This is a genomic window from Tamlana flava (assembly GCF_041287255.1).
GTDB lineage: Bacteria > Bacteroidota > Bacteroidia > Flavobacteriales > Flavobacteriaceae > Tamlana > Tamlana flava.
The window spans coordinates 1-12877 of sequence record NZ_JBGGTX010000004.1; the positions used below are offsets into that span (position 1 = coordinate 1).

Consider the following 12877-nt stretch of genomic DNA (forward strand, 5'->3'; position numbering starts at 1 on the left):
TGGACCAATTGCAGTAACCATAACCCAAGTTGTCATAATAACCTGCAATTTGTGGCCAACCGTAGTTTTTACCAGCTGTAATAATGTTTATTTCATCATCTACTTTTGGACCATGTTCCGATGAATATAAGGCTCCATTAGAACCAAAAACAATACCTTGGGGGTTTCTGTGCCCGTAGGTATATACATGGCTTTGCACGCTGTTTAATATAGGGTTGTCAGAAGGTATGGAGCCATCTAGGTTCATCCGTAATATTTTGCCCTTATAATCAGAATAATCGGAAGGGCTTGTTGGTAAATATTGAGCCCTTATTTCCAGACAGGCATTTTGAAATTGATTATAACCTTGGTCTCCAGCAGTGTAATACAATTTCATGTCAGGCCCAATTTGAAGCTTGCCTGAATTATGGTCGTTGCTCGCGTCAAAGCCTTCAAGTATGGTTGTGGCACTAGAAGCATCCAGTGTGCCTGTAGAAGATATGTATCTATAGCTTTCAATTCGTAATTTTCTTCCTCCTGAATCATAAGTGTATGCCAAATAAACAAGATTGTTGGAGGTATTGATGTCATTATATAAATCTGGGTGAACGGCCATACCCATTAGTCCATCCTGTCCGGCTGTTTGGTACACAACCGAAGTTAAATCCAGCATCACAGATTTGCTTCCCCCGTTAACCGGGTCGACTTTTACAACTTGTTTTCCCACACGCTCTGTAATCCACAAATAATTATCAGGTCCATAAACTATGGTGTTTGGGTAGTTTAATTCATTATCAGGAGTAATGTTTGTAACGTTCCAATCAGGGCCACTTGTGGTAGGTGTGTAAGTTGTGTTTTCTGCATTCCCAAACAAATTTATAATGTATGGATTCTCATCGGAATCATCATTGGCTATACTAATTATTGCACTATGTGAGCCAGCGGTAAGTGGGTTATATTGCACAATAAAAGTAGATTCTGTACCACCTGCTATTGAAGCGCTAGTAGGTTGTGCGCTAATGGTAAATTCACCATCTCCAGTTATTGCGACTAAATCAGGTGACCCAGTTAAACTTAAATTTGTATTTAACGAACTAATATTTTTTATGGAGAATGATTCGAATGCAAAATTATTTGGGGGAATTGTTCCAAAATCAAAACTTCCATTATTGCTAATTGAAGAAGCTGAACTATCTGTTATATCAATTTCTGGTAGCGGCATTGTGCCAGTTCCCTGAATTGAAAATGTATATGGAGCATTGGTTCCATTTGAAAAGGTTATAGTGACCAAAGCCGTTTTTAATCCTATAGAACTTGGTGTAAACGTGATGATGTGACTGATTGGTGTATCACCTCCTTTTAAGCTACCTAAATTAGAACTATCAGTACTGAAGTCAGTAGATCCAGATAAAGTCACTATAATGTCGTTTAGTCTTAACCTGGGGTTTCCACCATTGGTAGTATTGTTTAAAACGAAAGTATTGTTCTTGGTAGAGCCTACCCCCACATTGCTAAAATCAGTATTGTTTGAGACGGAGGGAGAGGAAGATCCATTAGAAATTATATTGCCATTTCCAGATACGCTCAAGGTGCCTTGAGCAAATAACTGTGAACTGAACAATAATAAAAGTAAACATAAGAACAGATTACTTTTTTGTGGTTCATTGGTTGGTTTCATCATGTGTATAAATGTTTTTGGTTTAAAAAGTTAAAAAACTAGGAATAAAAATAGAAATTATTGGGTGACCTATTTAACTTATCAATTTTTATAATTAAAAAGTTGTTAACGAAAAAAGTTGACCAGAAGTTAACAAGTATTTGTGATTTCAAGAAGTGGTTTCCGAACTTTATTCCTCGTAATAATTAGAAATTGAAAAGCAACTCAAAGACTCTTAATAATGAAGAAGATAATTCAACATTATTAACTTAAAATGAAAAATATCTTTTATCTTGAGGATTCTTAAAAACTGGTCGTTCGTAAAATAATGAATCGCCCATTTTTCAAATGGAAGATTTCGATAACGAGCTTTTAAATCAAATAAACTAAACTAATAACCGTAATTTCGATTGTAAAACAATAAACATAATAAAAAACACTTGCTTTTTAACTTAAATGTATTATTTTTGTGTAATCGATTACATAAATTATCTGAACAATGAAAGAATATGACATGAGGTATGCTTCGGGTCCTGAGGCAGTTAAACGATACGACACACAACAACTACGCGACGAATTTTTAATTCAAAACCTTTTTAGAGAGGACGATATCCATTGGGTTTATACCCATTATGATAGGTTTATGGTAGCTGGTGTTATACCAGTGAAGAAAGATGTTTCACTCGAGGCCATTGACCCCTTAAAGGCTTCTTATTTTTTGGAAAGAAGGGAAATGGGTATCATTAACGTTGGGGGAGCTGGAACGATAACTGTAGATGGAACAACGTACGAAATAGATAATAAAGAAGCACTTTACTTAGGCCAAGGAAATAAAAATGTTGTTTTTTCGAGTAAATCTTCAGGTAGTCCTGCAAAATTCTACATCAATTCAACTCCAGCGCACAAAGCATATCCAAATAAAAAAATAGGTAAGGAAGATGTTGAGACCATTGAACTTGGTTCTCCTGAAACGGCTAATGCCCGTACATTAAGAAAATATATAGTAAATAGCGTGGTAGATGTATGCCAGTTGCAAATGGGTATGACGTCTATAAAAACCGGCAGCAGTTGGAATACCATGCCGGCCCACGTGCATGACAGAAGAATGGAGGTTTATTTCTACTTTGAGGTTCCTTCCGATCAAGCTGTTTGCCATTTCATGGGTGAGCCAACCGAGACTAGACATATTTGGATGGGCAATAACGAAGCTGTAATCTCACCTCCATGGTCAATTCACGCAGGTTCTGGAACAAGTGCATACAGCTTTATTTGGGGAATGGCGGGAGAAAACTTGGATTATGGTGATATGGATGTTTGTAAAATAAATGAATTAAGGTAAAATTATGTCTATAAATTTATTTGACCTTACAGGTAAAGTAGCTTTAATAACGGGTGGGACACATGGTTTGGGAATGGCCATGGCCATGGGACTTGGTAAAGCGGGTGTAACTTTGGTTGTCAACGGTGCTTCTTCTCAAGAAAAATTGGATAAGGCAGTAGCCGAATATAAGTCAGAAGGACTAAACGCCCATGGTTATTTGTTTGATGTCACTGACGAAGCTCAAGTAATTGAAAATATCAACAAGATTGAAAAGGAAGTTGGCCAAATCGATATCTTGGTAAACAATGCAGGTATTATTAAAAGAACTCCTCTAGAAGATATGGAAGTTGCCGATTTCGAGCAAGTTTTAAAAGTTGATTTGGTAAGTCCGTTTATCATGTCTAAACATGTCGTGAAGGGCATGATAAGTAGAGGAGAAGGTAAGATTATCAATATTTGCTCTATGATGAGTGAACTAGGCAGAAATACTGTTGGGGCCTATGCGGCTGCAAAAGGAGGGTTAAAAATGTTAACCAGAAATATGGCAACAGAATGGTCCAAACACAATGTTCAAGTAAATGGCATTGGCCCAGGCTACTTTGCGACAAGTCAAACTGCGCCAATTCGAGTTGATGGTCATCCATTTAATGATTTTATAATCGGAAGAACTCCAGCAGGACGTTGGGGCGACCCGGAAGATTTACAGGGAGCAGCCATCTTTCTTGCCTCAAAGGCTAGCAATTTTGTAAGTGGACAGATTGTATATGTTGATGGAGGTATTTTGGCAACTATTGGAAAACCAGCTAACGAAAACTAAATAATAAACTAATTTCATTAAAAAATGAGTAAGACATTTATTCACGATAATTTTTTATTGGAAAATAAATACGCCGAAGAATTATATCATAATTATTCGAAAAATCAACCAATAATAGATTATCACAACCATTTGCCGCCCCAACAAATTGCAGAGGACAAAACGTTTAGCAACATTACCAATGTTTGGATTAATGGCGACCATTACAAGTGGCGAGCCATGAGAACTCTTGGAGTGAACGAAAAGTTTATAACCGGAGACGGTTCAGATAAGGATAAGTTCTTGAACTGGGCCAAAACAGTACCATATACTATGCGTAATCCACTTTATCATTGGACACATCTAGAATTGGCCAGATATTTTGGAATTACCGATTTATTGAGTGAGAAAACAGCCGAAAAAGTATGGGACATCACCCAAGAAAAATTGAATTCGGATGGGTACAGTTGTAGAGGCTTGCTCAGAAGAGCTAATGCGGAATTGGTTTGTACTACTGAAGACCCGATAGACACTTTACAGCATCACCAAGAAATGGCCAAAGAAAATTTGGGCTTTAAGGTCAGTACTGCTTTTAGACCAGATAAAGCCATTTTAATTTCAGCAGAAGGCTATAAAGGGTATTTGGAGGCATTGGGAAAATCAGCGGGAGTTGAGATAAAATCATTCTCAACTTTATGTGATGCCTTAAGAAACAGAATACAGTTTTTCCATGATAATGGCTGTAGACTGTGTGATCACGGATTAAATCAAATTTACTTTGAGAACTATACAGAAAACGAGGTTGATTCAATTCTCAAAAAGTATCTTTCAGGAAAAACTTTGTTAAATGAAGAAGAACTGAAATTCCAAAGTGCCGTGCTGGTTTACTTATCTGAAACTTACCATGAGTTTGGTTGGGTTCAGCAGTTTCATTTAGGGGCATTAAGAAATAACAATGCCCGTATGCACCGAATTTTGGGACCAGATACAGGATGGGATTCTATCGGTGATTATCCACAAGCCGAAAAACTATCAGCATTTCTAAATGCTTTGGACACTAAGGATAAATTAACCAAAACCATTCTCTATAATTTAAATCCTGCTGATAACGAAGTTATGGCCACTATGATTGGTAACTTTAATGATGGCAGCGTAAAAGGAAAAGTACAATGGGGTTCCGGATGGTGGTTTTTAGACCAAAAAGATGGTATGACCAAACAAATGAATGCTCTTTCAAATATGGGCCTAATAAGTTGTTTTGTTGGTATGCTTACTGATTCACGTAGCTTCTTGTCGTTTCCAAGGCATGAATATTTCAGACGTTTACTTTGCAATCTATTAGGTGATGAAATTCAACGTGGTGAGCTACCAAAAGAAGAAATGCAATGGATTGGTAAAATGGTTTCCGATATAAGTTATAATAACGCCAAAGAATATTTCAATTTTAAATAAAGCATTGCTCAAGGAAAGTAAATTTTTACCATATTAGCTGTGCCAACTAAACTAAATTAATTATGAGTGAAACAACTAAGATAGGAAACTATCGTTACAGGATTTTAGCACTATTAATGTTTGCTACAACCATTAACTACTTTGATAGAAGTATTATTGGGGTAATGGCTCCAACTCTTGAAAAATTGTTCGGATGGACAAACAGTGATTATGCCAATATTATGATATCTTTTAAGGTAGCATATGCCATTGGTATGCTCTCAATGGGAGGATTAATAGACCGATTGGGAACCAAAAAAGGATATGTTTTATCAATTGGGCTTTGGAGTTTATTTGGTATGTTGCACGCTGCAGTCCGTCCAGGATTTAGTGTTATAGGTTTCGCAGCAGCTCGATTTGGTTTAGGGTTCGGTGAGTCAGGAAACTTTCCTGCAGCCATAAAAACAACTGCTGAATGGTTTCCAAAAAAGGACCGTGCTTTTGCAACAGGTCTGTTCAATGCAGCAACCAGTGTGGGTGCCATTGCGGCTCCTTTTGTAGTGGGTTGGATTGTACACGAAAATGGTAAAAATTGGCAAATTCCATTTTTGATTACAGGTGCTTTAAGTGCCTTGTGGGTGTTTTTGTGGTTTAGAACCTACAAAAAACCAGAAGTTCATCCCCGCTTATCTAAAGAGGAACTAGATTATATACAAAGTGATTCAGGTAAAGCGGAGTCTGAAGAAAAACTGCCTTGGAGCAGTGTATTGGGTAAACGTCAAACTTGGGCATTTGGTTTGGCGAAGGTTACAGATGCTGTATGGTGGTTCTATTTGTTTTGGGGAGCAAAATTCTTGCACGATACTTTTGGTGTAAATATTCATGATATTGCTTTGCCGTTCTTTGTGATTTATATTATGGCCGATGGTGGAAGTATTTTAGGGGGTTACCTTTCAGGGGTATTTATGCGTAAAGGCTGGTCAGTTAATAAGGCTAGAAAGCTAACATTATTGATATGTGCTTTAATCATTTTACCGGTTGCTATAGTGGCTATTACAGACAATAAATGGTTGGCCATTTTCCTTATTGGACTTGGAGCCGCCGGTCACCAAGCATGGTCTGCCAATATTTTTACTTTGGCTTCTGATGTATTTCCTAAAAAAGCCACAGCTTCTGTTGTAGGTATTGGAGGAATGATTGGTGCTGTTGCGGGTATTGTGGCCGATGCTTTGTTGGGTTCCGTTTTAGATCAAGCTGGGAATTCTGGCTATTTCTGGGCATTTTTGGTAGCCGGTTCATGTTACCTAATCATATTAGGATTGGTACATTTATTAATGCCTAAAATGACACCACTTGATGAAAATTTAAATCTGGTTACAGAATAAGAACGATAGGTTTATTCAAATTAAACAATTTTTTATTTTAGAGTTTTAAAGAAAAATGAAAAAACTAAATAGAGCAAATGTAGGATTAGAAGCAAAACGTCCTATTAAAATAGTGCAGTTTGGAGAAGGTAACTTTCTAAGAGCCTTTATTGATTATGCTTTCCAGGAATTGAACAAAAAAGCAAATTTCAATGCTGGGATTGCTGTAGTTCAACCTATAGATAGAGGTCTTGTAAAGATGTTGAATGACCAAGACGGTTTATACACCCTTTTTATGAAAGGTGTAAAAAAAGGAAAGGAAATTCAGGAAATTGAACTGATTGATAACATTGTAAAGGGAGTAGACCCTTATGCAAACTTTGAAGAATATCTTAGCTTGGCCAAAGAGGAGTCGCTGGAATTCGTTATTTCAAATACAACTGAGGCTGGAATTGCATACGTCGGCTCAGATACTCCAAACATGCAGCCGCCAAGTTCATTTCCTGCAAAGCTAACTCTGCTTTTGCATGAAAGATTTAAGCATTTTAATGGTGACTCGGGTAAAGGTTTGACCATTATACCTTGTGAATTGATTAACCATAACTCCGAAACTTTAAAGGGAATCATTTTAAAATACATTTCTGATTGGAATTTGGGTGATGATTTTAAAAACTGGATTTTAGAAAGTAATGCTTTCCATAGTACATTGGTGGATAGAATTGTACCAGGTTATCCAAAAGATGAAATAGAAGATTATAACGCTCAGTTGGATTATGCCGATAATTTAATAGTAGCTGCGGAAGTATTTTTATTGTGGGTTATTGAAGGCGGTGATGACTTGAAAGCTAAATTGCCATTTGATAAAACGGATTTAGACGTTAAGATTGTAGATGACATGCAACCGTACCGTACCAGAAAAGTGCGTATTTTAAACGGTGCACATACTGCAATGGTACCATTCTCTTATCTTTATGGTAATAGAACTGTAAAACAATCTGTAGATAATGATTTTACGGGTAAATTTATCAATGAGGCTGTATTCAATGAAATTATTGATACCTTGGAAATGGACAGAGATGAATTGAACAGTTTCGCTGATGAAATCTTCGATCGTTTTAGAAATCCATTTATAATTCATAACTTATCAAGCATTGCCTTAAACTCTATTTCAAAATTTACCGTAAGGGTATTACCTAGTTTATTGGGTTATGTTGATGTTCATGGTAAAATCCCAACTAACTTAACATTTGCCTTTGCTTGTTTAATACGGTTTTATAAGGGCACTTGGAAAGGTGAAACACTTCCGGTACAAGATGGAGAAGATATTGTTGCTAAATTTGCTAAAATCTGGGAATCGAATGAATTTGATAAAGTGGCAAAAGAAACGCTCAGTATAGAAGAATATTGGGGGCAAGATTTAACAAAAGTTGCAAACTTATCCGATGCCGTTGCCTTAGCTTTAAGAGAAATTGAAGCTAATGGAATAGAAGAAGGTTTTGCTAATTACAATAAAACATACTAGAGAAAAGTAAAAATTAATGCAATTTTAGGGATGCAAAAGAAACTTATAAAAGTAAATTCATCAGACAATGTTGCTGTTGCCTTGGTTAATTTGAAGGCGGGAGAGGTTATACATTTTCAAGGTGAAGACGTTAAGATTCTTTCAGATGTCAAATCAAAGCACAAAATAGCTTTGGAAAAGTTTGAGTCTGGAGATAGGATTATCATGTATGGTGTTCTGGTTGGTTCTGCAAACGGAGTTATTGAAAAAGGCGACGTGTTGACTACCGAAAACGTAAAGCACCAAAGTGAAAAGGTTTTCGGAAAAACTGAATCATTTAGTTGGACGCCACCAAATGTTGAAAAATGGAAAGGCCGTACTTTTATGGGCTACCATAGGGAAGACGGACAAGTGGGAACAGAAAATGTTTGGTTATTTTTTCCATTAGTGTTCTGCGAGAACAAAAACATTGAAAAACTAAAGGAAATATTTGAAAAGGAACTTTTAAGGAAAAAAGTAAATCCACACCAAATGTTGTTGCGTTCATTAGTAAGTGGAGGTGATGATGTTGAGGTTGTTGAAGAATCTAAAGATGTTTTTGAAAATCTGGACGTAAAATTTATTACACACCCTGGAGGTTGCGGAGGTATTCGTCAAGACTCAGAAGTATTGGCTAGGCTTTTGGCTGGTTACGTTAACAATCCTAACGTAGCTGGTGCTACAGTACTAAGCTTAGGATGCCAGAATTTACAAATAAGTATTTTTAAGGATGCGTTAGATGCCATTAACCCAAACTTAAATAAGCCAGTTTTAATATACGAACAGCAGCAAATGGGTACGGTAGATGAAATGCTGTCAACTATAGTTAAAGATTCGTTTTTGGCCATGAAAGAAGCCAATAAAATTGAGCGTAAACCCGCACCGTTATCAAAATTAAAAGTAGGTTTAGAATGTGGAGGATCTGATGGTTTTTCAGGAATTTCAGCAAACCCGACTTTGGGAGCAGTTTCAGATTTATTGGTAGCTTTAAAGGGTACTGCTGTTTTGGCTGAATTCCCAGAGCTTTGTGGTGTTGAGCAAGAATTGGTTAACCGATGTGTGGACGACAAAGATGGTGAGAAGTTTTTGGAACTTATGAAGTCTTATGAAAAATCGGTTGTTGCTGCAGGTTCTGGTTTTGATATGAATCCGTCACCAGGAAATATTAAAGATGGATTGATTACCGATGCAATGAAATCGGCCGGAGCCGCCAAAAAAGGAGGGACTTCGCCTGTAGTTAGTGTGTTAGACTATGCTGAATATATACATGAGCCCGGGTTGAACTTATTGTGTACCCCAGGAAACGATGTAGAGAGCACAACTGGTCTAGTAGGTTCTGGAGCAAATGTAGTGTTGTTTACAACAGGTTTAGGTACACCAACTGGTAATCCTATTGCTCCAATAATCAAAGTATCTTCAAATACCGAACTAAAAGAAAAAATGTCTGATATTATAGATATTGAAACAGGAGCAGTAATACGTGGCGAAAAAACTATTGATGAAATGGCTGAAGAAATGTTAGATTTCATTATTGAGGTGGCTAGCGGAAGAATAAAAACCAAAGCCAAACTGTTGAGCCAAGACGACTTTATTCCTTGGAAAAGGGGAGTTTCTTTATAAAATAAAATTAAGTGTTAAAACAAAAAGCCAAGACTAATCTTGGCTTTTTGTTTATTTAAAGGTTTCAAATTTAGACTGTTATGGCAGAATATTTTGAAAGAGAAGATTTTCTAATCATTAATTCGGGGCTAAGAACAACATGCTTTTCGGATTTTACGTTATTGCCATTTTCAACTTCCTCTAAAAACACTTTCGCTGCAATTCTACCCATTTCAGTTGGGGATTGGTCAACTGAAGTTATGGAAAGTTCCATAAACTTTGTAAAGGGTTCATTACTAAAACCAACAACGCTAATATCCTCAGGAATTCTCAACCCTTGGGCTAAAATTTCCTTAATGGCTCCAAGTGCCGAAAAATCGCTTACAGAAAAAATGGCATCAGGTGGTGTATCCAAAGCCAAAAGTTTTTGGGTCACTTTTCTACCATCGGGCACTTTACTATAGCATTCAATAACTAGACTTTCATCAAATTCAATTCCATTGTCAATTAAGGCCTGTTTGTAACCTAAGTATCTATTTTTGAATATTTCCATCTCCCTATTATTGGATAAATGGGCAATTCGTTTTTTTCCTTGATCAATTAGGTGTTGAGTTGCATCGTAAGCCCCTCTAAAATCATCAATAACCACTGAGCTTACGCCTTTAATATCTTTCTTTCTGTCAAAAAATATAAGTGGTACATTCTTTTTTATGAGATTGTTAAAAATATCATCTTCCAATACCTTTGGCGCAATGACATGGGCTTCGTCGTCGGCATCGTTTACATTAGATATAGACATAATTACACCATCTACCTGGGCATTTAGTAAAGAATTAATGTTTGTTAATTCCAGACTTTTTTGATCGTGGGTTTGGCAAATAATAACATGGTAGCCCATAGGGTACAATTCCTCTTCAATTCCACGAATTACTGAGGCAAAGAAATTAGAATCAATTCGAGGAACAATAACACCAACATTATAGCTTTTACCGCTTTTTAATGCTTGAGCCAATCTGTTTTGTTCATAATTCATTTTTGCAGCCGTTTTAAGTACAAGCTCTCTTGTAGCCTCACTTATTTTCGGGTTGTTGTTTAATGCTCTTGAAACTGTAGCAGCGGTAATGTTAAGTTTTTTAGCAATATCGTAAATGGTTGTTTTCTTGCTCATAAGCTCTAAAATGATGGCGCAAAATTACATTTTTTTGAAATAATGTAAACACAGTGTTATAGAAACGTTTTTTATCGATTTTAAAGTAATCGATTACATAAATATAATATTTTATTTTTAATTTCAAATTAAATCAAAATAAATATTGAGATTTGCTATAAAAAATAGATGGAGTAGTTTCTGAAGGAATACTTGTAACTTCAATAAATTACTGGCAATTTCGGGTATTTGTATTTAAAAAGGTAGTCTTAATTCTGTTTCAACTTTAATAGTAAGTCAAACAACGAAAATCATAAAATTTAACAGTTATTTTATTTTTTTAGAAATTAAATTTTCTTAATATTGTAATCGATTGCACTTTAATTGCATCATTGTAATTTTAATTTGATAAACTAAATGAAAAAGCTAAAAGGACTATTAATATTCACGATTGGTCTAGTGGTTTTAACTGCTTGTAGTAGTGATAGCGATGTTGTTGAAGGAACGGGCGATGTTAAGGTAAAAACAATTGTTATTAATGGAAGTGACATTAATAATGGTGCTCCAAAACAATTAACGGTAGCAGTGTTGCCCAACAATGCGACCGATCGTACTGTTACATGGAGTGTTTCAGACGAAACTGTAGCGTCTATTTCTAATACAGGTCTTTTAACGCCCCTTGAAAATGGAACGCTTAAAGTTATGGCTGTGGCAAATGATGGGTCCGGTGTTAGCGCTGAAAAGACAATTAAAATTTCTGGGGTTGCCGGCCCAGTGGTTCTCATAGAAAGCATAAACATTATTGGAAATAATATTGATGATGGTAAACCTCTGCAATTAACCGCTGAGATTTTACCTGTTGATGCTACAAACAAAGTAGTTGTTTGGTCAGTTTCAGATGGTACTGTTGCGGCCGTTAGTAGTGACGGGTTATTGACTCCAAAAAAGAATGGTACCGTAAAGGTTACTGCTACCTCTATTGATGGCAGTGGTATTAAAGGTGAGTTGGATGTTACTATTTCTGGAATTGCAATTACAATATTAAGAGCTGAGAATGTTTTATTGTTCCAAAGAAACAATGGAGGTTGGCCAAAGTACCATAATGATTTTTCCGGTTATGATAGAGAACAAACCGCAGCAGACCTTGCTGAAGCAGCATTGAAAGATAAGGTAGATACGACCATAGATAACGGTCATACCATTGGTGAAATTAGAATTTTGCTAACCTCTTACCAGGCGTCAGGTAATCAGGAATATTTAGATGCAGCTATAAGGGGTATAGATTGGGTTTTCGAAGCTCAATACGATAATGGGGGCTGGCCTCAAGTTTATCCGATTGAGCCAACAGATTATAGCAGACACATAACATTTAATGATAATGCCATGACCAATGTTATGAATTTGATGCGGGATATTTTCTTGAAGCAGAACAATCTAAATTTAATAGATGAAAGTTATATTGCTAAAGCGCAAACAGCTTTTGATAAAGGAATTGATGTCATTCTGCAAACCCAAGTGATTATTAATGGGCAAAAAACAGCTTGGTGTGCACAGCACGATGCAGTTACTTTAGTGCCAAGAATGGCTAGGTCGTACGAGTTGGCGTCCAATAGTGGTTCTGAGTCTGTGGGTGTAACTAGATTGCTTATGACTTTGGATAATCCTTCATCGGAGGTGATTGACGCTGTTAATAGTGCAGTGGCTTGGTTTGAAGCTGTTAAAATTATTGGCTATGCTTTAGTAGACCAAGGTGGTGATAAAGTATTGGTAGAAGCTCCGGGCAATGAAATGTGGGCAAGGTTTTACACTTTAGAGGATTATTCAGGTTATTCATATGGTTCAAATTTTGCTTCTTTTGGTCCTAATGAGCCATTTTTCTGCAGTAGGGATGGAATTCCTAGAAAAACAATAGCAGAGATAAGTTTCGAGCGTAGAAACGGTTATGCTTGGTATGGCACATGGCCGAAAAATTTAATAGGTTCTGAATACGCAGCTTGGAAAAACAAGCATGGTATTTAATTTTTATTTGAGTTAGTAGTTGAA

At 36.4% G+C, this 12877-nt stretch carries 9 protein-coding genes; 7 read left to right on the forward strand and 2 right to left on the reverse strand.

The features are described from left to right. A partial coding sequence (locus ACB104_RS12215) for a PQQ-dependent sugar dehydrogenase (protein ID WP_370479107.1) occupies positions 1-1660 on the reverse strand: 1660 nt, incomplete at its 3' end. 475 nt (positions 1661-2135) lie between these two features. Between ACB104_RS12215 and kduI the strand changes: the two genes are divergently transcribed. The 6 genes from kduI (at position 2136) to ACB104_RS12245 (ending at position 9708) form a co-directional block, all read left to right on the forward strand. Continuing rightward, positions 2136-2975 (forward strand): 5-dehydro-4-deoxy-D-glucuronate isomerase, encoded by an 840-nt coding sequence (gene kduI, locus ACB104_RS12220; protein ID WP_370479109.1) that lies wholly within the window; start codon positions 2136-2138, stop codon positions 2973-2975. Positions 2976-2979: 4 nt separating this feature from the next. Next, the gene (locus tag ACB104_RS12225) at positions 2980-3774 is read left to right on the forward strand and encodes a gluconate 5-dehydrogenase (protein ID WP_370479111.1); all 795 of its coding nucleotides are present in this window, start codon (positions 2980-2982) and stop codon (positions 3772-3774) included. 24 nt (positions 3775-3798) lie between these two features. Then, the gene (uxaC, locus tag ACB104_RS12230) at positions 3799-5205 is read left to right on the forward strand and encodes a glucuronate isomerase (protein WP_370479112.1); all 1407 of its coding nucleotides are present in this window, start codon (positions 3799-3801) and stop codon (positions 5203-5205) included. A 62-nt stretch (positions 5206-5267) separates the two neighbouring features. Then, positions 5268-6569 carry an MFS transporter gene (locus ACB104_RS12235; protein ID WP_370479114.1) on the forward strand — a complete coding sequence of 434 codons (1302 nt, stop codon included), beginning with the start codon at positions 5268-5270 and terminating at the stop codon, positions 6567-6569. 55 nt (positions 6570-6624) lie between these two features. Then, on the forward strand, positions 6625-8070 hold the full coding sequence (locus ACB104_RS12240) for a tagaturonate reductase (protein WP_370479115.1): 1446 nt from the start codon (positions 6625-6627) through the stop codon (positions 8068-8070). 30 nt (positions 8071-8100) lie between these two features. Further along, on the forward strand, positions 8101-9708 hold the full coding sequence (locus ACB104_RS12245; RefSeq protein WP_370479117.1) for a UxaA family hydrolase: 1608 nt from the start codon (positions 8101-8103) through the stop codon (positions 9706-9708). A 70-nt stretch (positions 9709-9778) separates the two neighbouring features. On the opposite strand, the gene ACB104_RS12250 is transcribed toward ACB104_RS12245, so the two are convergent. Next, the gene (locus ACB104_RS12250) at positions 9779-10855 is read right to left on the reverse strand and encodes a LacI family DNA-binding transcriptional regulator (RefSeq protein ID WP_370479119.1); all 1077 of its coding nucleotides are present in this window, start codon (positions 10853-10855) and stop codon (positions 9779-9781) included. Positions 10856-11251: 396 nt separating this feature from the next. Here ACB104_RS12250 and pelA point away from each other — a divergent pair, with 396 nt between their 5' ends. Beyond that, the gene (gene pelA / locus ACB104_RS12255) at positions 11252-12853 is read left to right on the forward strand and encodes a pectate lyase (protein ID WP_370479121.1); all 1602 of its coding nucleotides are present in this window, start codon (positions 11252-11254) and stop codon (positions 12851-12853) included. Positions 12854-12877: the final 24 nt, after the last annotated feature.